This is a genomic window from Thalassotalea sp. ND16A (assembly GCF_000764205.1).
GTDB lineage: Bacteria > Pseudomonadota > Gammaproteobacteria > Enterobacterales > Alteromonadaceae > Thalassotalea_A.
On the sequence record NZ_JQDZ01000012.1, the window covers coordinates 54,588 to 79,388 of the forward strand.

The following is a 24,801-nucleotide window of genomic DNA, read 5'->3' on the forward strand; positions in this document are numbered from 1 at the left end:
ACTTTAACTTGTTCTACGTTACCGCAAAGTTTGAGTTTTTCAGAACTATTTTCGTTTAACAGCTATATTTACTGCAGTGTATATATAGCTGCTAAACCCACAATCACAACCGTGAGTAAAAAATGTTTGAATTACATGCAAGTAAAGTTACTAGCCTGAAAAACGATGTATTATCAGGTTTGACCGTTGCTTTAGCATTGGTACCAGAAGCTGTGGCGTTTGCCTTTGTTGCTGGTGTTGATCCTTTAGTGGGTTTATATGCCGCCTTTATGGTGGGTTTAATCACCTCTGCTTTTGGTGGTCGTCCGGGCATGATCTCTGGCGCAACCGGTGCCATGGCTGTGGTTATGGTCAGCCTTGTTGCTCTGCACGGAGTGCAGTATCTATTTGCGGCGGTGCTGCTCACCGGTATTATTCAAATACTCGCCGGTATCTTTAAGTTAGGTAAATTTATCCGCTTGGTGCCACATCCGGTAATGCTTGGCTTTGTCAACGGTTTGGCTATTGTTATCTTCTTGGCACAATTGGGTCAGTTTAAAGTCACCAACGCTGCCGGTGAACTCGAATGGATGACGGGCAGTGCACTATATACCATGGCCGGTTTAATCGTGTTAACTATGGCGATAATCCACTTTTTACCTAAATTGACTAAGGCCGTACCATCGTCACTGGTTGCCATTATTGTGGTTACCGTGATTGTGTTATTTACCGATTTAGAAGCGCGTACGGTTATTGATTATGTGCGAGATATGACTGGCGATGCCAGCAGCACCTTAGCCGGTGGTTTGCCTAGCTTCGCTATTCCAGCAGTGCCATTTACCCTGGAGACGTTAATGATTATTTTGCCATTTGCGCTAGTATTGGCAGCAATTGGTTTAATCGAGTCACTATTAACCTTAAGCCTGATTGATGAATTAACCGAGACCCACGGACAAGCAAACCGTGAGTGTGTGGCGCAGGGTGCTGCTAACACAGTTAATGGCTTCTTTGGCGGTATGGGGGGGTGTGCGATGATCGGTCAGTCAATGATTAACGTTAACTCTGGCGGTCGCGGTCGTGCTTCTGGTATTACTGCCGCATTGGCGCTTTTAGGCTTCATCTTATTTGCTTCGGGCCTGATCGAAATTATCCCTCTGGCGGCGTTAGTTGGGGTCATGTTTATTGTGGTTATTGGTACCTTTGAGTGGTCAAGCCTAAGAATTATGCGCAAAATTCCAAAAGCCGATGCTTTTGTTATTGTACTGGTTTCAGGGGTTACCGTTATCTCTGATTTAGCCATAGCGGTAATTGTTGGTGTGATTGTATCGGCGCTGGTATTTGCCTGGCAGCATGCGAAGCACGTTATTGTGAATCGCTCAACCGATGAAAATGGCTGGACCGTATACGAGGTTAACGGACCATTATTCTTTGGCGCTATTTCAAGCTTCCTTGAGCAGTTTGATTTTGACAACGACAGTAAAGATGTCATTGTTGAGTTTAAAAACTCTCGGGTTGCCGATCACTCGGCGCTAGAAGCGATTGATACCTTAGCAGAACGCTTTAAAAGCCGTGGCAAAACCTTACACTTACGGCACTTAAGCCCGGATTGTAAAACCTTGTTAACCAAAGCCGGTGACCTGGTAGAAGTGAACTACATTGAAGATCCACAGTATCATGTGGCATCTGATAAGCTAGATTAAGCCTATACCAAGTCCGATAATTTATTGACCATTTAGCGAGAGTTAAAAGGTTTATGTACAAGGCATTGATTGCAAAGAAGGGTTGTTCCCTTATTAAAATCAATAACGCAGTAGATAAGCCTTTTAAACTCGCCCTTCGGGAGCTTGAAAGAGACGAGATAACTGCTCAAAATATGTTTTATATAGAATGACTATATCAAAACAAATTTCGATTGTTCTCCCGCCTCTTTCAAGCTCTAAATTGACCAATAAATTGTCGGAATTGGTATTAGACCAAGCTTAATAGAAACAGGGAGCAAAGCTCCCTGTTTTGATTTTTAAAAGCCAATGAAACTGGCATTTTGGTTGCTATAGGATTATGTCAATCTGCATAAGCATCGAGGTGACCGTATACTTATGCACAGTGGTTCAATACACAGTGGTATAAATACAGTGGAGTAAAGATGAGTCAAAAATCTATTCTTATTACTGGTTGTTCATCTGGCATTGGCTTGGATGCGGCTTTGACATTGCAGACAAAAGGCTACCAGGTATTTGCTACGGCGAGAAAGCAAGTCGATGTTGAGGCTCTGAACAGCAAAGGGTTTAACGCGTTTCGATTGGATCTTAGCGATAGTCAATCGATTACTGAGACCCTGAAAAAAGTACTAACAATGACTGGCGGCACATTGGATTATTTATTTAATAATGGTGCTTACGGACAGCCGGGAGCGATAGAAGATTTACCCACTCAGGTATTACGCCAGCAATTTGAAGCCAACGTCTTTGGCTGGCATGATTTAACCACACAAGTAATAAAAATAATGCGCCAGCAAGGCCATGGCCGAATTGTGCAAAACAGCTCGGTATTAGGTTTTGTTTGTATGCCCTATAGAGGTGCCTATAATGCATCAAAGTTTGCCATTGAAGGACTCACTGACACTTTACGGTTAGAGTTAGCTGGCAGTAATATTCAAGTGAGCTTATTACAACCTGGGCCAATTAACACCAACTTCAGGAAAAATGCTCTGACTGCATTTAAGCAAAACATCGACTGGCAAAACAGTATTCATGTTAGCAAATATCAAAAACAAATTGAGCGTTTAGCCAGTACCAATCCTGCCAGTGGTTTTACCCTTGAGCCAAAAGCTGTTACCAAAGCACTAATTCATGCATTAGAAAGTAACTCACCAAAGGCAAGGTATCGCATTACTACCCCAACTAAGCTATTTACCTGGTTAAAACGGATATTACCAACCCGTTGGCTAGATGCTTTGTTAGCGAAGGGCTAGACCTGGATTCAGCATGATAAAGGTTTTCTTCGCATTAGTGCTTAGCGAGATCGTATTTAAATTTAGGCTATTTACGATTAGGTTCAAAAGAGTCGTACCTGGGCAACTTAGCGTCCAGATTTTCCCAGTTGGCTTTTGACGAAACAAAGTTATGGGAAATGGGCCGCTCGAGGATATCAGAGTCCAGTATACCTAACCTTATTCTAAAACGTGTTGGATCTTGCGCATTTGAGCTATACACTGGTGAACCGCAATGAGTGCAAAAATGTCGATTACGGCCAGGTTTAAATGAAAAGGTAGTTAGGCTTTTTTCGCCGGAAGTAATTTCAAATTCAGCCGAATTGATAAAGCCATTGGTGGCATAAGCCGTGCCGCTATTTTTTCTGCACAAAGAACAATGGCAATGGATAATGTCACTTATTTCGCCATTAATTTTTACCTGCACTTCGCCACACAAACATTTTCCGAGATACATTGATTATTCCTGTTGTTTAACGCCGTTTTTAACGAACCTATGATGAAACCATAAGTAATATATTGAGACTGGTGTTGCTAATGGAAAGTTAAATAAATTTTTTGATGCTTGTCCACAAACTACCTCAACCTGTTTGCCCAATTGCCGTTATGCTGCTTTTCACAATTTTCTTCGCTGTCATACGAGATGTGTTTAGCCACATTCTTTACCTTTATTCCGATACCATCAAGTTTTGATTGGATCAGTGAGGTTAGCTCATTTTTGTCATTTTTTGAAAGGAATACTTCAAGCTTTTCATTGCTGGCGAAAATACAAACAACGGTTAAACTTTTGGGGAAATTGGCATAATCCACCAGGTGGGTTAGCCATTGAAAGCCGTCAATTTCCTGCAACGCGGTTTCACATACATCGGTTAACGCTGTTCTCAGTTGATTATCAATTTTCTTATCGGTTTTACGCATGTTAATTGCGGTACCACTTGCCCGGCTTATTCATTGTTTGCATACACGGCCAAAATCGGAAATTTACTTTCACCAAATGCAATCGTCGTCGATTGAGTTTCATGACCTTCAAAATTCAATTTTATCTCAGCTGGGCTGCTTCGAAAACCATCAGCAAACAATGCCATTAAATGTTTATGCTCTAATACCCGGTTACCCGATGAGGTGTTGAGCAAAGTAATTACGGCGAAACGCTCGCCGATTTCATTACTCATAAGGACATAATTAACCACTTCGAAATCACTTTCCTTCGGCTCTCTATTATTTTCATTGGGGAACGAAAGTTGAATGTTGGTAGATACTGAGCGATCAACATTTAACACTTCACTTTCATCAGCAAGGCCTGAAAATGACACACACAATAATGCGGTAAAAATATACTTAAAAATAACGATTTCTCCTGAAATTGTTTAAAACTGATTAATTTAGTTGATATAAGCTCTATATTTCACCGTAAAAGAACGTTATAGACATCAAGCAACCAATAACAACGACAAATCCCCGCAACATCCGTTGAGAAATACGGTAAGCGACTGCTGCGCCAAAGTATCCACCGAAAACAGCCATAATAGCAAGCAGCAGAAGATATTGAGCTGAAATAGTGCCGCCAATGGCGTAAACGCCGACAGCGACAGCCGTTAATTATGCTGATATAACATTCTTCAGTCCATTCATGCCATGCAGATTGGTCTGACCCATTAATCCAAGGGCGGCGAGCAAAATGATCCCTAATCCGCCGAGAAACCCGGCTATTGCAACGATCACCCAATCCATTTGTTATTATGATCTCCATCGCAGCATGTTCGTCACTCAATACCGGCATCTATTCGTTTGTTATAACGCGTAACTTAGCCCTAATAAGATAAGCATTACCCCAAATACTTTACTCATAATTTCTCCCTTAGGGAAGGCTTTTTCAATCATCACCATTATCGTCAAAAGTAATATCCAGGTTAAATTCATTACTCCACTGACAAACAGTATTGCCATTAAAAACCAGCAGCAACCCACACAGTAAGAGCCGTGGTGTAAGCCTAAATAGATGGCATTTAACTTACCTTCTTTAAAATGGCTATTGAGTACTGCTAACGGTGAGCGGCACAATTGCAAACATCGTTGTTTAAACGGGGTGAATTGATAAATTCCGGCAATGATCAGGATTGCATAGCTGAAGGTTGCATCAGCACTGTCCATCATTGGTGTAAGCAGTGCTAAATGATGAAACCACCATTGCAGTAAGGTGATCAATAAGCTGTAGCTTGCCCAGGCGAGAATGTAGCCTAAAGAAAAGAACATTGGCGGTGTGTAATTGCTGTTGTGTTGCTTGCGCTTTTGCGAAATTTTTTCAACCAGCAAAATGACTGGAATGGCCGATGGCAGCATCATACCCGCCATCATAATTGCCCACATTAAAAACAGTAATGCAATGTCATAAGTGGTCCAGGTGGCAACGGGCTCCATATTCATCGTCATGCCATACAGCATGTAGTACCAACTGAAATAGATACATAAGAGAATGGTTGCCAAGACCATTATTCGATTAGCAATGCCTTGCAACTATGTCCTCCTTTCATTAACTGTATTATTTTCTATGGTGTTGGCCAATTTACGATGGCTTTAGCGGCAAAGGTATCCGAATAATTAAACGCTATATCGCCTTGTTCAACCTTTAACCTGGTGGTTTTGCCTATTGAACCGTCATTCCACATAAAGCCACCGCTAGGGAAAGTGATATGAACTCTATTCTCTTCGCCAGTCACCGGATTAATATGCGGTGTATGGCCAGCTTCTAATACTCCTTTTATCGAAACCGTTGACGTGTGGTCTTGTGGGTCGATGTCGATATCACTAATGATTGGCCCTTCAAACGCAGTAAATAATGTGGCAATGGCTTCAACCGGCATACCACCCGCTTGCCCAGACATTATGGTTGCTAACGCCGTTACCTGCTCTTCACTTGCCGCTCGGTCAATAAATAATGCGCCACTGCCGTTACCATCATGCATGGCTGCCGGCCAAGATGCGACAAACACCATTTTTAATCCGCTTAGGTCCAACTCGTTAAAATGACCTTTAATCACTTGAAAACCTAGAATAGCATCACAACCACCATTGGCACTCGTTGGAAAGCCACCAAACTGACAACCGCAGCCATGGCTACAATTACAACTTTCAACTTGATGCATTGATAACGCCCACGAATGATCACCCGACATAATTTATCCTCCATTGAAAATAGTGGTTAAAGTATAGTCGAATAAAAATAGAGTGCAGTAAAGCCTTACGCCGAATGAGTCTAGTGAGGGTTATTTAAGCAGCGCGTGACCTTCAGGTAATTGCTTTTGGATCCACAACGCAAGTTTGTGTTTCATGCTCAATAAATCTTCTTGATCGGCGGCCAAAGGGTGGATCATTTTGTCATTAACCAGTAAGCGGTACAGCGCTTCTATTTTTTGTTTCGATGCATCGGTGGCGCCAAAGTTTTTGTATCCTCTGTTTACCGCGTAGGTTTCGCCAACCTTTAGGGCGGCTTTCAAGAGTGCACTTTCGTTTTTTAGTTTTTTCATAAGCGTTAGATAAACAATGATCCTGTGTTTAATGTTGTATAGATTAGCTTTGTAAAAATTCACTTCGCGTTGCCGCATTGGTTTTAAAGCAACCGCTAAGTGCGGTGGTGGTAGTGCTCGAATTTGCATCCATTACCCCACGGGCTTTTACACAATAATGTACGGCGTTCATGGTTATGGCAACATGTTCGGTTTCTAATAAGGCTTTTAACGCAATTAACAATTGTTGCGTTAAGCGCTCTTGTACTTGTGGTCGCTGCGCAAAAAACTTCACGATGCGGTTAATTTTCGATAAACCAATTATTTTATCTTTTGGAATGTAAGCCACTTTGGCAAGGCCGTCAATGGTGACAAAGTGATGCTCGCAGGTACTGGTTAAATTGATGTCTTTCACCATGATCATTTCATCTGCGGCCATTTTATTTTCGATGACGGTGATCTTCGGAAAGTTTGCATAATCTAATCCGGAGAAGATCTCCTGCACATACATTTTGGCAATACGATGCGGCGTTTCTTGTAAACTGTCGTCCGTTAAATCCAGCCCCAGGGCTTCAGTGATTTCAGTGAAGGCGGCTTTTATTTTTTGATATTTTTCATCATTAGTTAAAGCCCCATCATTATGCATTGGCGTTTCCAAGCCGGCGGAAATTAACGCCGTTTGAACAATTTCGGCTTGCTCTGACAGCTCGCCATGATTTCTTATTAGCGCAATTTTTTTCGCTTGTGCTGGACTCATAATTTTTTTCTCATCATTAATGGTGACAGACTTGGTTTTCTTAGTTATACCATTCCGTATAAGCAGTTCAACGTGGGTAAATCATTATACGGATTGGTACTATAGCTTAAGCTAAGTGTCTGCCGCCGTCTAAGTGTATAGTAGTTCCGGTGATATACCTACTATTTAACAGATATTGCACCGCTTGCACACCCTCGAATGCCCCCGGTGCTATTTGCATCAGTGATTTCTTTAAGGCTTTTTGTTGGTAGTTGTCGTCATCATCGTCATTAAACATTAATAGTGATGGTGCAATAGAGTTTACTTTCACTTTCGGTGCCAGCAATGTTGAAAACGATAGCGTTAAATTGGCTAGCGCGGCTTTACTGGCGGCATAGGCAATATGTTTTTTACTGCCTTTTTCAACAATATAATCGGTTAAGTGGACGATATCTGCTGCGCTGTTTGTTCGCTGTTGATAGTTTAACAGCAATGGCTGTAACGCAAGGTTTAATTGATACGGGGCTTGTACATGCACTTGTAGCATTTTTGCCATCACTTCGCTCGCCGCAATTTCAGCAGTTTCTGCCACCCAGTCTGAAGCATTATGAATAATGGCTTTTAAACTTTGATATTGTTCACTCACCTTCTGGCTAAAGGCTTGTATACCGTCATCGTCAGCAAAATCGGCCTGAATGCAATGTACCCCTAACTCTCGCAGCTGTTGAATTTGTGGATGATCAGTGCGGTAACTTATTACCACCGGAGTGTCACAACTGTGCAGCGCTTGTGCCAGCGCAAAGCCTAAGCGTTTACCGGCACCGGTAATTAAAATGGCATTATTTAGCATTAGATAAGCATCATTAATTAATTTCGTTTAGCACTTAACGTAAGCGAGACTGAATCGGCAAAGCGCAACGCATGCGGCTTTTCAACGGTAACTTTGGCTCTGGTGACCAGCTTTGAGGCCATGGTGATTTCGAGTAAATCTGCAGTGAGTTTTTCCAACAATTTAAAATTACCCTGTTCGACATGAGTGATCATCGCTTTGGTAATGGTTTTATAATTGAGGGCTTGGGTAGCTTCATCGCTTGAGCAAGCGTTTCCTGCCGGATAGCTGATTTGAGCATTAATCACTATGTCTTGCTGCTTGCTTATCTCTTCCGGGTTAAAACCAATATAAGTGCGTAACCTTAAGTTAATGATATCTATGGTGGCATCTTCCATCACTAACGTTTTGCTTTTACTTTGTATATTTTGCACTGAACTCATTGCTATCCCTTACACCAATTCTATTATTATACTTTCTTCAGTATAACAATTTGGTCGCACAATGAAATGGCAGAACGTGGGATTAAGGTGAAAATACCAAGAGTAAAAATAACTGAGGATTTTACTCTTGGTGTTTGGTTGAGCTAACCTGGATTCAGGCTAACTTATACAGATTGGTATTAAATAGTTTGCATGCCGGCAATTTCATGCCAGTAACCGTTAGAATGATTTGCCGGTAATTTTCGATATTCACTGTGTTGCTCTCTATCAATGAAGTCATCGAGTATGGTGAAGGTGTTTTCGGCTTGTGGGCTGATACGAATAACATCAATCAGATTTTTCATACTGGCAATATCGTTGCTTAAGTTATAGCAATCGCCCGACATGGTTTGAATGCCGTTTAACACAAACAATTGCTTATCTTCCTGGCTATCCACTAAGCGGCCACTGGGGTAATTGATGCAACATAACTGGCATTCATCCTTGCTTCTGTTTTCACTTCGTGCAGTAAAACAGCGGGCCGAATAGGCCAGCGGCAAATGGCCGTAGGCTTGAATTTCGACTTCAAATTTATCGCGTAAATTTTGGCGGTCTAACTCATCCAAGGTTTGTTTGATCCAGTCACGACCGAGTTCAACCGGGGTAACCCAACGTTGCATACCCATGCCAACAAGTCGTTTTAACGCCGGTGCATTGTAGGCATTAATCGCTTGTCCACAAACAAACTCAACCTTATTTTGCCGGCAAAACTCTATCGCGCCAACATCATTGGCTTCAATGATAAACTCACCGTTAGCACAATATTTTTGCAGTAACATCACCTCAGATGGCGCTTCCAGCAAGGCCATGGTCGACAGCACAATTTGCTTGTTGGTTTTGGCTAATTCTTGGGCCAGATTCAGCCAGTCTTTTTGCCGCAATTCACGGCGCTTTGAACACACCGTCTCGCCTAAGTAAATGATATCGGCATTCGATGTTGCCGCTTGTTGATAAAACTCTGCAATTGTTGCTTTTGGCCAATAATATTGATTAGCACCTAATGAAAACTTCATAACTATCCCCCTTATTGCCAGCTGCGGTGATAAGCACCGAGAGTGGTTTGTGAGCCTTCAGAAATGTTACCAAGCTCTGCCATCCAACTTTCATCAGCTTGATAGTTCTCGGGATCGGCCTGGTATTTATCGATTGCCTGACGCCATAATCGGGTGACGGTCGCAACATAAGCCGGGCTGCGTTGTCTGCCTTCAATTTTGACTGAAGCGATATTCGCTTTCGCTAATTCAGGGATTAAATCAATAGTATTCAAACTGGTGGGCTCTTCCAATGCATGGTATAAGCTGTCATCAACCTTGAAACGGCCTTTACACAGGGTCGGGTAACCCGCATTCTCATCATCCTGGTAACGGTCGATCAATACATCATTTAAACGAGACTCCAAACCATCATCGGTTTGTTGCCAGTTGACAAATTTGGCTGGCGAGCATGCGCCAACAGTATTTGGGCTTTCGCCAGTTAAATACGACGATAAATAACAACGGCCTTCCGCCATAATACACAAGCTGCCAAAGGCAAAGACTTCCAATTCAATATCGGTTTGCCGCGACAGTTGTTTTACTTGTTGCAATGACAACACTCGCGGCAATACCACGCGCTGAATATTGAAATTGTTACGGTAGAAATCTATTGCCGCTTTGTTGGTTGCCGACGCCTGCACTGACAAGTGGACCTCAGCCTCTGGATATTTATCGGCGGCATAGTCAAGCACTGCCATATCGGCGATGATCAATGCTTTGGCACCAATATCTACGGCTTTGTCGACGCTGTACTTCCAGGCTTTAAAATCACCCGGACGGGCAAAGGTATTAATGGCAATATGCAAATCTTTATTTTGCTGATTGATCAGATCCGCCGCTTGTAAAATGCGTTTATCATTAAAGTTTAAGCCGGCAAAATGGCGGGCATTGGTTTCATTGTTCATACCAATAAAAATGGCATCGGCGCCATGCTCTAACGCCGCTTTTACTGCGGGTAAACTGCCAGCAGGACAAAGTAATTCCATAATGAGTCTCGGTTATTATTTTCGCCATTTAGTTTAAGCATTTAGCCATGGATATATTTGATTTGGATTAAACAATGGCAAGTTTTAATTTGTTATCTTTTAACTACTAATGAATTTAATTTGATGGCTATATAATTATTATGATCAATTTACCGCAAAAATTTGTGCCGTTACTGCCTAAAATCGCCGCCATTTCCAGCCAATTAATTCCGGATGTTATCCAACAGAAAACCATTGAACTGGCGATAAATAAGGTATTAAAAGAGCAATTAACCGATGGCGAGCTCGATTTTCTCGAACACGCCTTTTTAGAGATCAAGGTCACCGATATAAAGCGTTCGTGGTTTTTTACCGTCATCGACGAAGAAATCAAAGTGAGTAATGACCAGCGCCATAGTGAAAGTGCTAGCGATGTGGTGATTTCGGGTGAGTTTAATTCATTTGTGTTAATGGCGTCGCAAACCATAGATCCCGACACCTTATTTTTTAAACGAAAATTACTGATTGAAGGCGATGTCGAATTAGGCCTGGCAATAAAGAACATGCTTGACCGGATTGAATTATCACAACTGCCTGATTTACTGACTAAGCCCATTGTCGCCTATGCCCAGTATTTGTAGCGCTTAATCTCAGCCTGCACCATTTACTGACAAAATAAGTTGGCATTGGCGAAGAGTTATGTATAATGATTCAAGATGTTTAGACGTCTAAACATCTATCGTCTTGTATTAACAAGTTCTCGGTAGCTTTCGTCAACGATTTATTGGTAAACACATATGCGCTTATTTGACATTTTAGGGGTTCTTTACGAGCCAATTAATACTTTAGATAACCACGACCATCTATTAACTTATGTCGAACCTAAGTTAAATGCCGATGGCACTTGTCCTATCTACAAAGAGCCGGGCAACACCTACGACTTAATGCAATACGTTGACAGCAATGAGCAAAAACAAAACCTGCTGGATTTATTGGCCCGGCTAAATCGCTTGGTACGCTGGATCCACATTAAAACCGACGTACTTTGGTTTGGTATTTATCTTCGCCATGGTGATAAATTAGTAAAATATGTCTATAACGGCGAGATGAGCAAAGCCGAATTTGAGATCTCAGAAGAGTATCTGGAAAAATCGATAAATACCCGCGTTATCCTGGAAAAGCAACCGTATTACATTCCCGATGTTGATAACCATACCGGTCCATATTACCGTTGTGATGCGAAAGTGAAATCGGAGCTTTGTTGTCCGATTTTCGGCCCTGATGGTGACGTTATTGGCATTTTTGACTCGGAAGATCATCGCAAAAATTTCTTCGATGATAGAATTGATTTTATCTCTAACAAGGTAAAACGGGCGATTGAGATCTTTCTTGAAGATCATCCTTATATGACCCATTCAAAAGAGTTTGATATTAAAGAAGATGATTACAGTAAAAAAATTTTAGCCAGCTAGTAAATCACTCGTTAGCGACAATTTTAAATTCATCTGCCATTCTGCTGTCTAGCAATGGCACCACTTGCTCCGCACCTCCTAACAACCAGTGCTCAATATTATTTTCTTGCAACAATAACGGCATTCTCCGGTGATAGGCTTCACATTGTGCGGTTGGTGTCGTTGTTAACGTCACCACTAATGACTGATTTTGCTGTTTTGCCAGGTAGTAAATTCCGGCCATGAATAATGGCCGATCATCAATCGCGCTAAATTGAAACTTTTGTTTGTTGTCATCTTGTTGTTGCCATTCAAACCAGGAAGAACACGGGATAATACAACGCTGTTTGGCAAAAGCCTGCTTAAATGTGCCTTTCTCACGAACGGTTTCGGCTTGGGCATTGATGATTAATTTATTTGCCCAGGCCGGTTTTATGCCCCACAAAGAGTCCTGTTGACGGTAGCTGTTTTGCTCTTCACCTTTGATGATGGTACTCACCGTTTGGCTGGGACACAAATCGAGGTTTTGCTGACAGTGAAACTCTGCCTGCAGATTGCTGATCAGCCAGGTCTCCACTTGTTTTTTATTTACTGCAAAACGACCACACATAACTTCTTTACCAATGCCTTTAGCTAAGGTTTTAATACCACTAATCTGCATATGCATTGAGTTGAATTTATACTTATGTAGATTGGCATCAGTATAAACCTAAACGATCCAGCTTAGCTATTTATCAGTAATACAATTAACTCTTTTGGACCATGGGCACCATAAGCCAAAGTTTGTTGGATATCGGCGGTTTTTGACGGGCCAGAAACTAAGATGGCGTTAGTCGGTAGCTTGTCTTGCCATTGTTGCTCTTTGATCAATGTGGCAAAGGTGGCATATAACCGCTCAGCATCAACAATGACAAAATGCACTGGCGGCACTAAGGATAAACTTCTTGGCTCCGTAACCGTTGGCCATAAGACAATAGAGCCTGTGGCGGCAATAGCGGCGCGTGAACTGGTAATGCTCGCCGGAGTGTCATTAAATAGTTTTTCTTTATTACCGGCTAAATTAAAATCAAACACTTCGGCGCTAATATCGGTATTAATATCGGCATCTAATTCGGCCATGTGCGCAGAATGCGCTGCCTGTGTGCCATAAAGCAATTTTTTGATGCCTCTATCTTTTAGCTCGTTACTCACGGTTTCCGCGATCTGCGCTTGTTCAAGCTGGATCACCTGGGCGTGATTTGCTTGCAAATGGCCAATAAATTGCGCCAGTTGCTGTTCTTTTGACAACTGTGGATATTGATAGCTCGGCTCGGCAGGCAATTTCGAATAATCTGCGCCTTTAACCTGGCTTTTTAATTTATCCAGAATGCTACTTTTGGCGACATTGCTTTGCAGCTTAATATTGGTCGACATTATTTACCTCCTTGCAGTTGCTTATACTGTTGCTGATTTTGTCTTGCTTGCACTTTTTCATGCAAGGTTTGTGGTGCCAGTTTTGGTGCGGTTCTGACACTGGTCCATACCCCAATTTTGTTCGGCATCAGTTTTCTCAATCGGGTGGCAAACCACATCGATGTTTTATAGATGAAAGCGTACTTATGCATTATGCTCCAAACCTGCCAAATGGCCGCTTCTATACTTTTGCGGCCACTGCCTTCGCCTTTCATCACTGGCTCGCCATTGTGTTTGGCTTTGACACTTTCTACGCGCAGGCGTTGTAATAATTTAGGGATTGGAATTTTTACTGGACACACTTCTCCACAGGCACCACACATTGATGAAGCGGTTGGTAAATTATTCGTCGCTTCAAGACCAAGCATATGCGGTGATACTATTTTCCCAATAGGTCCCGGGTATACCGTACCGTAGGCGTGACCGCCAATGCGGGTGTAGACCGGACAGTGATTCATACAGGCGCCACAACGGATACATTGCAGAGTTTGGCGCAGCTCTTCATCGGCAAATGCCTGGCTACGGCCATTATCAAGCAAGACTAAATGCACTTCTTCGGGGCCATCTTTTTCGCCTGATTGCCGAGGGTGAGAGATCATATTGAAGTAGGTGGAAATGATTTGTCCGGTTGCGCTGCGGGTCAGCAAACTTAATAACGGCGGTACATCATCGAGAAACTCAACCACTTTTTCGATGCCGGTAATGGCAATGTGCAAATCTGGCACTGTGGTACACATTCGTCCATTACCTTCGTTTTCAACCAAACACAGGGTGCCGGTTTCGGCTACTGCAAAGTTAACGCCGGTAATACCAACGTCGGCTTGACAGAATTTTTCCCTTAGCACTCGGCGGCCTTCACCGATTAACGCATCCACATCGGTAGTGTGCGCAAAACCGTCGATGTTATCGGCAAATAAATCGGCCACTTGCTTTTTGTTTTGATGGATCGCCGGCATGATGATATGCGACGGGTGTTGATGCGCTAGTTGCACAATATACTCGCCCATATCTGACTCTAAACACTCGATGTCACGTGCTTCAAGATAGTCATTAAGCGCGGTTTCTTCGGAAACCATCGACTTGCCTTTGACTACCGACTTGCCATTTTTTGCCGCGATTAACTGGGCGATAATGTCATTGGCATCGGTGATGGTTTCTGCCCAGTGCACATGGATACCGTTGGCTTGCAGGTTTTCTTCAAGTTGTTCAAGCAAGTGTGGCAGTTTCAATAAACAGCGTTGCTTGATTAATTTGCATTGCTCTCGCAGCGTTTCTAATTCATCACCATCTGGAAATGCATTCTTGCGTTTATCAACGAGATAATCCATAGCACCACGAAAGTTTTCTCGTAACTCCTGATTGCCAAGATCTCTTTTCACATTGTCGCGAAAGTTACGAGCAGAAGCGGCATATTTGCTTTCATTGGGATCCAATTGTTGAGCAGCCATTTTACTCTCCTCGCTGTTTTTTATTATGTTGGGTGCGTTTTAACAGGTAACTGGCAATATGTTCACCGCGTAATGAGTTTTTCTGATATTCAAGCGCACCGTTGATATTCATCATGCAACCCCAGTCGGCACTGATGTATCTCACCACATCGGCATTGACCAGGTTTTCAGATTTATCTTTCACCATAGCACCGGAGATATCACCATGTTTGACAGAGAAGGTACCACCAAAACCACAACATTCGCTTTCGTAGTCATGGGTGATCAGTTCGACATTCTCGAGTTGCGAAATTAACGATCGGCCGGTAATGTGCACGCCCATTTCCCGGCGAGCAGCACAGGAGGTGTGCAAGGCGATTTTCTCTGGCTCGCCTTTGTCATCTAATTTGATCTTCAGCACATGCACTAAAAACTCGGTAAACTCGAAAATACGATCACAAAACTGTGTTATGCCCGGCTCACCTTTTAGTAAATCCGGATAGTGATGACGCATCATGCCGCCACATGAGCCGGAAATGATGACGATAGGAATGTCGAGCGGGAACTGAGCGACTTGCGCAAGCGCCACCGCTTTCGCTTCATCTTGATAGCCTGAATTGTAGGCGGGTTGGCCACAACAAGTTTGTCCTTGCGGGTAAATAACCTCAACCCCTTGTTGTTCGAGAAACTCAATTGCATCTATCCCGGAGTCTGGAAACAGGCTATCGGCCAGGCAAGTACCATAAAGATAAACTTGTTGTGGCTTTTGCGGGTAATTGCGCAGATGCTGGGTATTTAATGTGCTCATAGTTCGTTCAACTTTCAGGTTTTACATATTTTAATTAACATACACTTAAAAACATTGTTAATATATACCACGTTAATTAATTTATTGTTTCCAAAAGCGGTGCAATGTATGTCGAGTGCCAGTGATTTATCTTTTTTTGCGTTAGTGGTTGAAGCAAATTCATTTAACAAAGCGGCGAAAGTGGCCGGCATATCTACGCCGGCATTAAGCAAAAAAATCACCAAATTAGAAAGTGAGCTTGGGGTGCAACTTCTGCATCGTACTACCCGGCGATTAAGTTTGACCGAAGCAGGAGAAATTCTTTACCAACATGCGGCAACCATTAATAAGCAAGTCAATGAGGCCATAGGTTCGGTGAGTAGTTTTAGCGAACAGTTATCCGGGACGATTAAAATTAGCGTGCCAACCATTTCAGGAGAATTGTTCTTGGCGGAATGTATTGCCCAGTTTTGTCAGCAATACCCTGACATTAATGTCGAAGTTCGGCTGGAAAATGAATTTGTTGATTTAGTTAAAGAAGGCCTGGATCTGGTCGTGCGCACGGGAATTTTGGAAGATTCGAGTTTAATCGCAAAACCGTTAATTGAGTCGCATTGGATCGTTTGCTGCGCACCTAAATACATTGAACAGCATGGCCAGCCTGACAGTATCGAAGATTTAGTTAAGCACAATTGTTTAGCCTATACCTATCAAGCTAAAGGCGCTACTGACTGGCGTTTTACTCATAACGGTAACCCTGAAAGTGTAAAAATATCAGGGTCTTTTGCCACCAATAATTCTCAAGCACTGCGTAAAGCCGCGTTGGCTGGCTATGGCATTGTTTATGTGCCAAGGTGCAGCGTGTATGAGGATCTTGAAAAAGGTGATTTGCGGGAAATCTTAACGGCTTATCAAGCACGATCGCTTGGCGTATATGCGGTGTATCCCTATACCCGCTATCTGCCTAATAAAATTCGTTTGCTGATTGAGCATATCAAACAAGGTTATCAACAACGTCAGCACTATTTTTGATGCTTGTGCTCTGTGTTACCTGACGTAAAATAGTGAATATTTAAATTTTGATATTCGTGTCCTAGTGAAGATTATGACGTAACTGGAAATAGTAAATTAATTTTTCCTGCCTATATAAATGAGGTAATTGACGCTATATTGACTCACATCACTTTGATTAATTAATATTAATCAGTATTTTAATTTTATGGCAAGCTGTCATGGTTTGAACAATACTGATTGGTGGACTATATGAATATTAAGTGAAAAGCCTCCTCAAATTTTATGAGCACAGTGAGCTTCGCTCCTTACTAGATTAGAGACCATGAATATCAATCACAGATTCTATCTTTTTACCATTCTACCTTTAGTGATTGCCACCGTTGCGGTGTTAATTGTTACCCAAGTACAGTTTAAGTCACTATCCGATCAAGTGGCACTAACTTACCGTACAGATGTGATTGAGCACCGCCGGGACGAACTCAAAAATTACGTAAAAATAGCCAAAGGGGCAGTCGATCACCTTTATCAAGGCAAAACCTTATCGACCGCTGAGTATCAAGCGCGAGTGAAGCAGGTGTTGTCTAATATGCGTTTTGGTGAAGATGGCTATTTTTATGCCTATGATTATCAGGGCACTAATTTAGTATTGCCCGGCCAGGAGTGGCGTATTGGCACCAATATGTATGACTTGGAAGACATCAATGGCGTAAAAATAATTCAGGGCTTGATAAATAATGGCCAACAGGGAGGTGGTTATCTTAATTACGTGTTTAATCAGCCGTCGAAACAAGGTGCCGTTTCTAAAAAACTGGCTTACTCAGAAGATCTTGATAAATGGCAATGGATAATCGGCACCGGTGTATATATCGATGATATTGATGAGCAAACGTCGCTATTAAATGATGCCATAACCGCACACATCAATGATAGCTCGGTGATCACCTTATTAATTGGTTTATTGGCCATTATTTCAGTGTTTGTTACCGGCTTGTTTTTACAATTCAGTGAAAGACGACTGGCCAATAAAAAATTAAGAGCATTGAATGAGCGTATTTTTCAAACGCAAGAAGAAGAATGTAAGCGTTTTTCCAGAGAGCTGCATGATGGCGTGAGTCAAACGGTTGCCGCGGCAAGGTTTTCACTAGAAACCGCGCAGTTAAAACAACAAAATGATGATCGTGCCGATGAGGACATAGATCACGCCATGGACTTGATCCGCAAGATCATGGTCGACATTCGCAGTATTTCTCACCAATTACACCCAAGTATTCTCGAAGATTATGGTTTAGGTGCCGCCCTAGATGATTTAGGTCAAGAGTTTACCAAACGAACCGGTATTAGGGTTGAAGTGCAGCGCTTGAAGGTGCGTAATATTTTAACGACTGAGATCAAAACCGCTTTATATCGAATCGCTCAGGAAGCAATGACCAATATTGAACGCCATTCGAATGCCAGCCTGGTATCTATTTCATTAAAATTAATCAAAGACTGGCTGGTACTTGAGATCACCGATGATGGTCAGGGCTTTGATTTTGCAAGCGTTAAAAAATCGAACAAATGTTATGAAGGGATTGGCTTAAGGAATATTAAAGAGCGATTGCAATTCTATGACGGTAGGTTAGAAGTTACTTCCCGCCAGGGGAAAACCAGCATTATTGCTCGCATACCGCAGAGTCGATTACGTTATAATGCCGATATTGAAAATACCGATATCGACAAACCGATGAATAAATAAGGCAACAAGATGATAAGAGTGTTATTAGTTGACGATCATCCTTTATTTCGTGAGGGACTGAAATATCGGTTAAATTTAGATGCCGATATTGAAGTGGTGAACGAAGCCGAAAATGGCAAACAAGCCTTGGAGTTATTGCAAAATACGGAATTTGATTTGGTGTTAATGGACATTAATATGCCAGAAATGGATGGTATGTATGTGCTCGAACTGATCAAAGAGCAAGAGCTTAGCTGTAAAGTACTGATGCTGAGTATGCACGATAACAAGGAGTATATTTTAACCGCCATGCGCCATGGTGCTAACGGTTATGTGTTAAAAGACGTACCAGGCAATGAGCTCATTGCTGCCATCAAAAAGGTTGCCAGCGGCAAATCCTACTTTAGTGCAGAAGTGACCGAAATATTATCTCAGGAGTTAGCCGGTGAACAACGAGGCATCGTGACTCGACGTGAACAATTGGTTTTGCGTTTGGTTTCACATGGGATGAATAATAAACGTATTGCCCAGGAACTTAATGTTAGTGTCCGTACCGTAGAGACGCATAAGCGTAACATAAAGCAGAAACTTAATATTGAATCGACTGCCGGGTTAATTCGTTACGCCATCGATTACGGCCTGGACAGATAAAACGGTTGAATCAATAACAGCAAAGGGGAGCATAATTGCTTAGCGCCACTCGTTTAAGAGCGAGTGGCGTTTTTTCTTTTATAGCGATTAGGATATTTCTGAGTCTTTGCTAATACGGCTCTGGGGTATGGTTTTCGTTTTCTTTTCTTTGGCAATATGAGCCGCTTGCCATTTTCTCTTAGGTCTTTAAGTTTTTTAGGGATAGTCCCAGGGCTTCGCCCTGAACACCAGAGAAATTCATCCTGAATAAGATACAAGGCATTAATGAAACTTATCCTCAATGGCTCTACATCATGCTCTTTAGCCATTGCTGCTATTTCTAACCTAACGATATTGTAAGACGTTAGTATTCCCCATAACTCCTGATATATACCGTCACTTTTTAAACTTCTCAATATCGGTTTGTTTGATAATTGAAATTGTTTTAATTCACCATAGCTCCTCTCTATTTCCCAGCGCTGCCAATACACGTTTAATAAATCTTCAATAGGGTATTTTTCTTGACACAAGCATGATGTGATAAACCCTTTTATCTCACCTTTAGGCGATGGAATAAGAATTAATCGAGCGCGCCATGTATCTCCTAAGTAAGGGGCTTGTTTCTTTGCCTGAGGTGACACTGGCATGTCAATGATATGGTCATATTCACTATATGAGTCGATAATTTCATAGCGCATTTTGCTTTTTATTGGTGTTAGCCAATGAGTATTTTCACTTGCTCCTTGCCAAGCAGTAAAAAGCTCTGCAGAAAAGAAACCACGGTCAAACAAGGTTAATGAATTTTCTGGTGCAGAGCTGACTAACTGTTGGGCATAATGAATTTCACTATTCGTTACAGGGCCAAATGCCGCATCAGAGATTAAATGTGTTCGCGTAGACATTAATGTTACGGCGAGAACAGAGGGGAAATTCGCTGTACTTTGAGCATAACCAAAGTGTTGATTACTTGGTGTATCTTGAGTTTTAAACTGAGTACCATCAACACTTAATAACTTTAAACCACATACGTCATCGAAATCCTGTGACTTATCCCACTGCGAAGCAGTGAGTTTAAATAGATATTTCATAGGCTCAGAGCCTAGTTTTTCTTTTCCTTTTATAATGCTACTTGTTGCTAATGGTGGTAGGTCACCATTAGCATCAGGAAAAGCCAACTCTAATTTATCACACACTTCTGGTATGGAACGATTTCGCAGTAAACCAATCCCTAATACGAGCCAAACCGCTTGCTCTGCTGGGAATCTGCGTTTACGAACAGATGCTCGCCCTGTTTGTTGAACAGCTTCTTCTACCCACTCTAAAGGTATATGTTTTGTAAATGCATCAATATCGTGTTCTTGGCAGAACTCAGAGGTAATGTGTAATTCTTTTAAAAATTCAGACATAAAAATAGGCCACAACTAACGTTGTGGCCTATTATGAGGCCTCTGAAAGATCGTTCAACTAGCTAAAACGATCAGCATTAAGCATAATTGCTCCCCTTTTTATGAGTTAGTTAATGGAGTTTAATCTCCGTAAATTTTTGACGGTAACCATAAGGCAATTTCCGGATAGATTATCAATATCGTTAACCCCAGCAATTGTAAAAGTATGAATGGTATTACGCCTTTATAGATATCGGTTAGCTTAATGTCTGGCGGGCAAACCCCTTTTAAATAAAACAAGGCAAAACCTACCGGAGGGGTTAAAAATGACGTTTGCAATGTGAGCGCAATTAACATTACAAACCACACCAGAACAGGCTGGTCCAGTACCCCATAGCCGTCAACATTAAAATCAAGCCCAGCGATAACTGGCGCCAGCAATGGCAATACAATAAGAGTGATCTCTATCCAGTCCAGTAAAAAACCTAGTAGAAAAACGATGACTAAAATAGCGATTAACACACCATAGTCGCCAAAAGGCAAACTGGTTAAGGTTTGTGATATAAGCTCATCACCGCCAAGCTCACGTAGTACAAATGAAAACACAGTGGCGCCAATGAAAATGGCAAAAATATAGGCAGTAGTTTTATAAGATGACATTAACACACCGTGGAAAACTTTAAAATTCAGTTTTTTATTCCAGGCAGCAAGCATGGTTGCGCCTAGCGCGCCAATACCACTGGCTTCGGTGGGAGTCGCCACGCCGGCAAATATCGAGCCTAATACGGCAAAAATTAGCAACATTGGCGGTATAATTGCCCGTAATACCTCTCTAATGACCGGCCAGGTCAGTGGTCTGCGATCTTCTGGCAATGGCGCAACACCAGGTTTGAAATACGCGTTAGCCAGAATATAAATAAGATACACAGCACCAAGCATTAACCCCGGAAATACTGCTGCGGTAAATAAATCACCTACCGATAACGCCAGTTGGTCGGCCATGATCACTAGCATAATGCTTGGCGGAATTAATATCCCCAAACAGCCGGCACTACAGATAATACCGGTAGCAAATGTTTTCGAATAATTTTGTCGCATCATTGCCGGTAGTGACATTAATCCTAATAACACTACCGATGCACCAATAATACCGGTTGATGCCGCCAAAATAATGCCAATTAATGTGACGGTAATGCCTAAACCGCCACGAACTCGACCGAACAACTCTTGCATTGCCATCATCATTTTTTCAGCAACACCGGATTTATCCAGCATCAAGCCCATATAAATGAACATCGGCAGGGCCACCAGCACCCAGTTTTCCATCAATGAAAAAATTCGCGATACCACTAAGCCCATCACATTTAAATCGAGACCGGTAAAAGTCTCCATGTAAATATCAGAGAAATAACCGATAACGCCAAACAATACCCCGATACCGCCAAGTACATAGGCGATAGGGATGCCGGTAAAAAGAAAGCCAATAAAAGAGATAAACATGGCAATCACTAAAATTTCATTGAATTCCATGACTACGCCTCCGGTTGATAAAGAGAAATGATGTTTCTGAATAAACGTGCCAAAACAGCGAGCGCCAGCATTAAGAAACTTACGGGAATTACCGCTTTAATGATCCAGCGATAAGGCAAGCCCAGTGGTGATACAGAAGATTCGTTAAGTTGATAAGCGGTGGCGACATAATCCCAACTGTTGAAAATAACCACAAAAATCATCGGAAAAACAAAGGCGATAGCACCGAAAATTTCCCATTTGATCACGGTTTTAGGTTTCAACATTGCCGCTACCACATCCACTCGAACTTGTGAGTTGGTTATTTCGGCATGAGACAGACCAAACATTATGCCTATCGCATAGAGGTGCCATTGGATCTCTTCAAATAAAATCAGGCCATTATTAAAGCCATAGCGCATGATCACGTTAATGACGATCACCGCCATTAATAACGCCGAAGACCAACAACAAATAGCGGAAACGGCTTTAATGATACGTTCCAGAGTGTCAGATGTTTTTAACAAACATACTGTTAAACTGCTCGCTTGGCTGGGAGGTTGCTTAGACATAAGTTGTTCCTCGTGTGAAAAAAAGGCCTGAAGCAATTGCTTCAGGCAAAAGGGTTGGGGACCCCGGTGTTACAAACTTGGTTTAGGGCGAGGTAAAAACGCGTTTGCTTCCCATAAATCGTAATCTTTACGGAATGCTTCTAAATCTTGATAAATTTTATTGAATTCAGGATCTTTCGCTGACTCTTCAGCAACGACTTGTTGCCATTGGCTTTTAAACGTTGCCAACATTTCAGCAGACCAATATTTATTAATTACGCCGCTAGCGACATTCTCTTTCATTACTGGTGCTTGAATCGCTTCACCATAAGCGAGCGCATCAAGGGTTGCTGATTTACAAATATGCTCAACTACCGATTGTTGCTGTTCACTCATTTTGTGCCACACATCCTTATTGATGATCAGTTCCATCATCGTCGCTTGCTGGTGCCAGCCAGGGAAGTAGTTGTATTTTAATAGCTTTTTTAAACCTATTCGTTTATCAACCACCGGCATAGAAAATTCGGTGGCATCAATAGCGCCTTTTTCTAATGCCGGAAAGATTTCACCACCGGGTAAGCCAACGGTACTCACTCCCATCTTTTCCATGACCAAAGCACCCAAGCCAAAGAAACGCATTTTTAAGCCTTTTAAATCGTCAGCCGAATTAATTTCTTTATTAAACCAGCCCGAGGTTTCTGGCGGTAACATGCCGCAAATTTGCACTTTAATGTTTAAATTTTTACTGTCGTAAAGCTCTTGATGTAATTTGTTGCCATTGCCTTGATAGAACCAGGCTAAATACTCTGGGGCTTCAGGACCAAAAGGAATGGCTGAGAACAAGCGAGCGGCTGGGATTTTTCCTCCCCAGTTGCCGGCAGTCGCAAATCCGGCTTGTACTTTACCAGTAGCGACGGCGTCCAAGATTTCCTTTGGATTTATCAGTTTGTTGGGCTCATAAATTTTCATTTTTATGCTGTTGCCACTTAATTTGCCAATATTATCCGACACATACTTAATAGGTGAGCCTAAACCGGGTAGTACTGAATTGTAATAAATTGGCGTTTTTAACAGTACGCGTTTTTCTGCTAGTGCCGCCCCTGAAAATAGACTTAATGCTAGTGCGCTGATGACAAATGTTTTTACTGTTTTCATAATGTTTTCCTCAAAACGAGACGCTATAGTTACGCCTCTACAATTGATTGAATAGGAGTTAAAGAACGTACTTAGCGGATAACTGGATATAATCAGAATCGCCATCTTCGGTTTTGTAGTTACCAATTTCAGCGCCGATACTGAGTTGTTTGCTCAGGCTTTTGATCAGGTTTAACCCCCAATGCTTTCTATCGGCATCGAGCTCATCAATTTTCACCGCACCGTAGTAAAGACTAGAACGCCATGTATCATTCCATAAATGCCGATAGGCTAAGGTATAGGCTTGAGTTTCATGAATATCGCCATCATCGGCTAAATCGTGGATGTTGGCACCAGGGCTCACATAACGACCAGAGCGGCCTCCGTTGTATGAAAATCGAATATCATCCTCACCAAACGCCTTGATGCGACCATGGATGTTATAAGCAAACTGGCTGCCATCTGCTGCTAATGGGTCGCCTCCATCATCTAAAGTGCGCATTAAACCGGCCAATGCTACTTGTCCCCAGTCGCCTTTAAAGGTATAACGGGCGACAACATCGGGAACGGATTGGCTTTTGCCTGATTGGGTCGAAGGGTTTTCAAGGGCAAGTTCAAGACCGTTATTAGTGTAGCGAACTTGCGTTTGGCGAATGAAGGTTTGCCCTACGTGGGCGCCACCAAAATCTAGCGCATCGGCAATGGAGACTAACGGCATGAATGTTGACCATGTTTGACCCACTTTCCAGTTGCCGTATTGGGCGTAAGCATGCCTTAAACGCAGGGAATGACCACCGGTTACCGTTTCACTCGCACCGGTTGGTTGTTGATCATCATAAAAATCCCACTCGAGTACGGCGGTAACATCTGAATGCTGGTATTTAATATTAAAGCGTGATTCCCTGACGCTAAAACGAGTTTCATTGGTATCTGGCTTATAAGCATTGTTACCAATCCAGAAATCACGGTAAGCAATATCACCATTAACATTTCTTAAGTCTGCTTTGAAATATCCGCCGAAACTGAGCTTTTGCTTTTCGTTGATATTGATTTCATAGCTAGCCAATGCTGTTGTACTGGCTAAAGCCGCACATACGGCAGTCGAACAGATTAATTTATTCATTGTCTTACCTTCTTATCAATTGAAGGCTTTGCGTTAATGAGGTATTCGATTAAACAAGATAATTGAATAACTCATCTGTATATGTTGCAAAACCTTTTTACTGGGTG

General features: G+C 42.2%; 27 protein-coding genes and 1 pseudogene. 7 read left to right on the forward strand and 21 right to left on the reverse strand.

The genetic code is table 11. The features are described 5' to 3' along the window. Positions 1–122: 122 nt before the first annotated feature. Positions 123–1,679 carry a SulP family inorganic anion transporter gene (locus ND16A_RS16450; RefSeq protein ID WP_033076120.1) on the forward strand — a complete coding sequence of 519 codons (1,557 nt, stop codon included), beginning with the start codon at positions 123–125 and terminating at the stop codon, positions 1,677–1,679. A gap of 443 nt (positions 1,680–2,122) precedes the next feature. Continuing rightward, a complete protein-coding gene (locus ND16A_RS16445) occupies positions 2,123–2,950 on the forward strand; it encodes an SDR family oxidoreductase (protein ID WP_033076121.1) in 828 nt (275 codons plus the stop codon). Positions 2,951–3,017: 67 nt separating this feature from the next. On the opposite strand, the gene ND16A_RS16440 is transcribed toward ND16A_RS16445, so the two are convergent. The 12 genes and pseudogenes from ND16A_RS16440 to ubiU form a co-directional block, all read right to left on the reverse strand. Next, entirely contained in the window at positions 3,018–3,425 is a 408-nt protein-coding gene (locus tag ND16A_RS16440) for a GFA family protein (protein ID WP_033076122.1), read from the reverse strand. 119 nt (positions 3,426–3,544) lie between these two features. Continuing rightward, entirely contained in the window at positions 3,545–3,886 is a 342-nt protein-coding gene (locus ND16A_RS16435) for a hypothetical protein (protein WP_033076123.1), read from the reverse strand. A 26-nt stretch (positions 3,887–3,912) separates the two neighbouring features. Then, positions 3,913–4,281: a hypothetical protein gene (locus tag ND16A_RS16430; protein ID WP_235281951.1), complete on the reverse strand. Its 369-nt coding sequence runs from the start codon at positions 4,279–4,281 to the stop codon at positions 3,913–3,915. 85 nt (positions 4,282–4,366) lie between these two features. Beyond that, positions 4,367–4,669, reverse strand: a pseudogene (locus ND16A_RS21975) (TSUP family transporter); the annotation flags it as partial. Between the two features lie 90 nt (positions 4,670–4,759). Then, complete coding sequence (locus ND16A_RS16425) at positions 4,760–5,482, reverse strand: DUF2182 domain-containing protein (protein ID WP_235281952.1); 723 nt, start codon at positions 5,480–5,482, stop codon at positions 4,760–4,762. A 32-nt stretch (positions 5,483–5,514) separates the two neighbouring features. Beyond that, a complete protein-coding gene (locus tag ND16A_RS16420) occupies positions 5,515–6,141 on the reverse strand; it encodes a DUF1326 domain-containing protein (RefSeq protein WP_033076125.1) in 627 nt (208 codons plus the stop codon). 90 nt (positions 6,142–6,231) lie between these two features. Continuing rightward, positions 6,232–6,492: a DUF5062 family protein gene (locus ND16A_RS16415; protein WP_033076126.1), complete on the reverse strand. Its 261-nt coding sequence runs from the start codon at positions 6,490–6,492 to the stop codon at positions 6,232–6,234. A 43-nt stretch (positions 6,493–6,535) separates the two neighbouring features. Continuing rightward, complete coding sequence (folE, locus tag ND16A_RS16410; RefSeq protein ID WP_052072817.1) at positions 6,536–7,228, reverse strand: GTP cyclohydrolase I FolE; 693 nt, start codon at positions 7,226–7,228, stop codon at positions 6,536–6,538. A gap of 106 nt (positions 7,229–7,334) precedes the next feature. Further along, on the reverse strand, positions 7,335–8,057 hold the full coding sequence (gene folM, locus ND16A_RS16405) for a dihydromonapterin reductase (RefSeq protein ID WP_033076127.1): 723 nt from the start codon (positions 8,055–8,057) through the stop codon (positions 7,335–7,337). 17 nt (positions 8,058–8,074) lie between these two features. Then, complete coding sequence (gene folX / locus ND16A_RS16400; protein WP_033076211.1) at positions 8,075–8,434, reverse strand: dihydroneopterin triphosphate 2'-epimerase; 360 nt, start codon at positions 8,432–8,434, stop codon at positions 8,075–8,077. A gap of 224 nt (positions 8,435–8,658) precedes the next feature. Next, a complete protein-coding gene (locus tag ND16A_RS16395; RefSeq protein WP_033076128.1) occupies positions 8,659–9,531 on the reverse strand; it encodes a U32 family peptidase in 873 nt (290 codons plus the stop codon). Positions 9,532–9,542: 11 nt separating this feature from the next. Continuing rightward, positions 9,543–10,538, reverse strand: coding sequence for a ubiquinone anaerobic biosynthesis protein UbiU (gene ubiU / locus ND16A_RS16390; protein WP_033076129.1), 996 nt, complete (start codon positions 10,536–10,538; stop codon positions 9,543–9,545). 140 nt (positions 10,539–10,678) lie between these two features. Between ubiU and ubiT the strand changes: the two genes are divergently transcribed. Together ubiT and ND16A_RS16385 are read left to right on the forward strand one after the other, a co-directional pair. Beyond that, a complete protein-coding gene (gene ubiT, locus ND16A_RS0118685) occupies positions 10,679–11,158 on the forward strand; it encodes a ubiquinone anaerobic biosynthesis accessory factor UbiT (protein ID WP_052072818.1) in 480 nt (159 codons plus the stop codon). 156 nt (positions 11,159–11,314) lie between these two features. Next, complete coding sequence (locus ND16A_RS16385) at positions 11,315–11,989, forward strand: GAF domain-containing protein (protein WP_033076130.1); 675 nt, start codon at positions 11,315–11,317, stop codon at positions 11,987–11,989. A 4-nt stretch (positions 11,990–11,993) separates the two neighbouring features. Here the strand turns inward: ND16A_RS16385 and ND16A_RS16380 are convergent, their stop codons facing one another. The 4 genes from ND16A_RS16380 to ND16A_RS16365 are packed head-to-tail and all read right to left on the reverse strand — an operon-like array spanning position 11,994 to position 15,655. Further along, complete coding sequence (locus ND16A_RS16380; protein WP_052072819.1) at positions 11,994–12,635, reverse strand: SOS response-associated peptidase; 642 nt, start codon at positions 12,633–12,635, stop codon at positions 11,994–11,996. 56 nt (positions 12,636–12,691) lie between these two features. Continuing rightward, the gene (locus ND16A_RS16375) at positions 12,692–13,381 is read right to left on the reverse strand and encodes a LutC/YkgG family protein (protein ID WP_033076131.1); all 690 of its coding nucleotides are present in this window, start codon (positions 13,379–13,381) and stop codon (positions 12,692–12,694) included. Continuing rightward, positions 13,381–14,868, reverse strand: a complete 1,488-nt coding sequence (locus tag ND16A_RS16370; protein WP_033076132.1) for a LutB/LldF family L-lactate oxidation iron-sulfur protein — start codon at positions 14,866–14,868, stop codon at positions 13,381–13,383. Before ND16A_RS16370 ends, ND16A_RS16375 begins: the two co-directional genes overlap by 1 nt. A gap of 1 nt (position 14,869) precedes the next feature. Next, positions 14,870–15,655: a (Fe-S)-binding protein gene (locus tag ND16A_RS16365; protein ID WP_081945439.1), complete on the reverse strand. Its 786-nt coding sequence runs from the start codon at positions 15,653–15,655 to the stop codon at positions 14,870–14,872. A 108-nt stretch (positions 15,656–15,763) separates the two neighbouring features. Here ND16A_RS16365 and ND16A_RS16360 point away from each other — a divergent pair, with 108 nt between their 5' ends. The 3 genes from ND16A_RS16360 (at position 15,764) to ND16A_RS16350 (ending at position 19,013) form a co-directional block, all read left to right on the forward strand. Beyond that, positions 15,764–16,666, forward strand: coding sequence for a LysR family transcriptional regulator (locus ND16A_RS16360; protein WP_033076133.1), 903 nt, complete (start codon positions 15,764–15,766; stop codon positions 16,664–16,666). Positions 16,667–16,970: 304 nt separating this feature from the next. Beyond that, positions 16,971–18,383, forward strand: coding sequence for a cache domain-containing protein (locus ND16A_RS16355; protein WP_033076134.1), 1,413 nt, complete (start codon positions 16,971–16,973; stop codon positions 18,381–18,383). A 9-nt stretch (positions 18,384–18,392) separates the two neighbouring features. Next, positions 18,393–19,013, forward strand: a complete 621-nt coding sequence (locus ND16A_RS16350; RefSeq protein WP_033076135.1) for a response regulator — start codon at positions 18,393–18,395, stop codon at positions 19,011–19,013. Positions 19,014–19,066: 53 nt separating this feature from the next. Here ND16A_RS16350 and ND16A_RS16345 read toward each other — a convergent pair whose 3' ends face one another. The 5 genes from ND16A_RS16345 to ND16A_RS16325 all read right to left on the reverse strand — a co-directional run bounded on the left by ND16A_RS16345 (position 19,067) and on the right by ND16A_RS16325 (position 24,694). Then, positions 19,067–20,398, reverse strand: a complete 1,332-nt coding sequence (locus ND16A_RS16345; protein ID WP_033076136.1) for an IS4 family transposase — start codon at positions 20,396–20,398, stop codon at positions 19,067–19,069. 120 nt (positions 20,399–20,518) lie between these two features. Continuing rightward, positions 20,519–21,907, reverse strand: a complete 1,389-nt coding sequence (locus tag ND16A_RS16340) for a TRAP transporter large permease (RefSeq protein ID WP_033076137.1) — start codon at positions 21,905–21,907, stop codon at positions 20,519–20,521. Between the two features lie 2 nt (positions 21,908–21,909). Continuing rightward, entirely contained in the window at positions 21,910–22,458 is a 549-nt protein-coding gene (locus ND16A_RS16335) for a TRAP transporter small permease subunit (protein ID WP_052072820.1), read from the reverse strand. A 69-nt stretch (positions 22,459–22,527) separates the two neighbouring features. Continuing rightward, entirely contained in the window at positions 22,528–23,592 is a 1,065-nt protein-coding gene (locus tag ND16A_RS16330) for a TRAP transporter substrate-binding protein (protein WP_033076138.1), read from the reverse strand. Positions 23,593–23,650: 58 nt separating this feature from the next. Further along, positions 23,651–24,694: a DcaP family trimeric outer membrane transporter gene (locus ND16A_RS16325; RefSeq protein ID WP_033076139.1), complete on the reverse strand. Its 1,044-nt coding sequence runs from the start codon at positions 24,692–24,694 to the stop codon at positions 23,651–23,653. Positions 24,695–24,801: the final 107 nt, after the last annotated feature.

What these genes read in the sequence shown, in the direction of transcription:
- folE (WP_052072817.1), bottom strand. Translation starts at nt 7,228, where the DNA reads ATGAGTCCAGCACAAGCGAAAAAAATTGCGCTAATAAGAAATCATGGC.
- ND16A_RS16385 (WP_033076130.1), top strand. Translation starts at nt 11,315, where the DNA reads ATGCGCTTATTTGACATTTTAGGGGTTCTTTACGAGCCAATTAATACT.
- folM (WP_033076127.1), bottom strand. Translation starts at nt 8,057, where the DNA reads ATGCTAAATAATGCCATTTTAATTACCGGTGCCGGTAAACGCTTAGGC.
- ND16A_RS16415 (WP_033076126.1), bottom strand. Translation starts at nt 6,492, where the DNA reads ATGAAAAAACTAAAAAACGAAAGTGCACTCTTGAAAGCCGCCCTAAAG.
- ND16A_RS16325 (WP_033076139.1), bottom strand. Translation starts at nt 24,694, where the DNA reads ATGAATAAATTAATCTGTTCGACTGCCGTATGTGCGGCTTTAGCCAGT.
- ND16A_RS16440 (WP_033076122.1), bottom strand. Translation starts at nt 3,425, where the DNA reads ATGTATCTCGGAAAATGTTTGTGTGGCGAAGTGCAGGTAAAAATTAAT.
- ND16A_RS16330 (WP_033076138.1), bottom strand. Translation starts at nt 23,592, where the DNA reads ATGAAAACAGTAAAAACATTTGTCATCAGCGCACTAGCATTAAGTCTA.
- ND16A_RS16420 (WP_033076125.1), bottom strand. Translation starts at nt 6,141, where the DNA reads ATGTCGGGTGATCATTCGTGGGCGTTATCAATGCATCAAGTTGAAAGT.
- folX (WP_033076211.1), bottom strand. Translation starts at nt 8,434, where the DNA reads ATGGAAGATGCCACCATAGATATCATTAACTTAAGGTTACGCACTTAT.
- ND16A_RS16335 (WP_052072820.1), bottom strand. Translation starts at nt 22,458, where the DNA reads ATGTCTAAGCAACCTCCCAGCCAAGCGAGCAGTTTAACAGTATGTTTG.
- ND16A_RS16395 (WP_033076128.1), bottom strand. Translation starts at nt 9,531, where the DNA reads ATGAAGTTTTCATTAGGTGCTAATCAATATTATTGGCCAAAAGCAACA.
- ND16A_RS16350 (WP_033076135.1), top strand. Translation starts at nt 18,393, where the DNA reads ATGATAAGAGTGTTATTAGTTGACGATCATCCTTTATTTCGTGAGGGA.
- ND16A_RS16435 (WP_033076123.1), bottom strand. Translation starts at nt 3,886, where the DNA reads ATGCGTAAAACCGATAAGAAAATTGATAATCAACTGAGAACAGCGTTA.
- ND16A_RS16380 (WP_052072819.1), bottom strand. Translation starts at nt 12,635, where the DNA reads ATGCATATGCAGATTAGTGGTATTAAAACCTTAGCTAAAGGCATTGGT.
- ND16A_RS16445 (WP_033076121.1), top strand. Translation starts at nt 2,123, where the DNA reads ATGAGTCAAAAATCTATTCTTATTACTGGTTGTTCATCTGGCATTGGC.
- ND16A_RS16345 (WP_033076136.1), bottom strand. Translation starts at nt 20,398, where the DNA reads ATGTCTGAATTTTTAAAAGAATTACACATTACCTCTGAGTTCTGCCAA.
- ND16A_RS16365 (WP_081945439.1), bottom strand. Translation starts at nt 15,655, where the DNA reads ATGAGCACATTAAATACCCAGCATCTGCGCAATTACCCGCAAAAGCCA.
- ubiT (WP_052072818.1), top strand. Translation starts at nt 10,679, where the DNA reads ATGATCAATTTACCGCAAAAATTTGTGCCGTTACTGCCTAAAATCGCC.
- ND16A_RS16375 (WP_033076131.1), bottom strand. Translation starts at nt 13,381, where the DNA reads ATGTCGACCAATATTAAGCTGCAAAGCAATGTCGCCAAAAGTAGCATT.
- ND16A_RS16360 (WP_033076133.1), top strand. Translation starts at nt 15,764, where the DNA reads ATGTCGAGTGCCAGTGATTTATCTTTTTTTGCGTTAGTGGTTGAAGCA.
- ND16A_RS16370 (WP_033076132.1), bottom strand. Translation starts at nt 14,868, where the DNA reads ATGGCTGCTCAACAATTGGATCCCAATGAAAGCAAATATGCCGCTTCT.
- ND16A_RS16355 (WP_033076134.1), top strand. Translation starts at nt 16,971, where the DNA reads ATGAATATCAATCACAGATTCTATCTTTTTACCATTCTACCTTTAGTG.
- ND16A_RS16340 (WP_033076137.1), bottom strand. Translation starts at nt 21,907, where the DNA reads ATGGAATTCAATGAAATTTTAGTGATTGCCATGTTTATCTCTTTTATT.
- ubiU (WP_033076129.1), bottom strand. Translation starts at nt 10,538, where the DNA reads ATGGAATTACTTTGTCCTGCTGGCAGTTTACCCGCAGTAAAAGCGGCG.
- ND16A_RS16450 (WP_033076120.1), top strand. Translation starts at nt 123, where the DNA reads ATGTTTGAATTACATGCAAGTAAAGTTACTAGCCTGAAAAACGATGTA.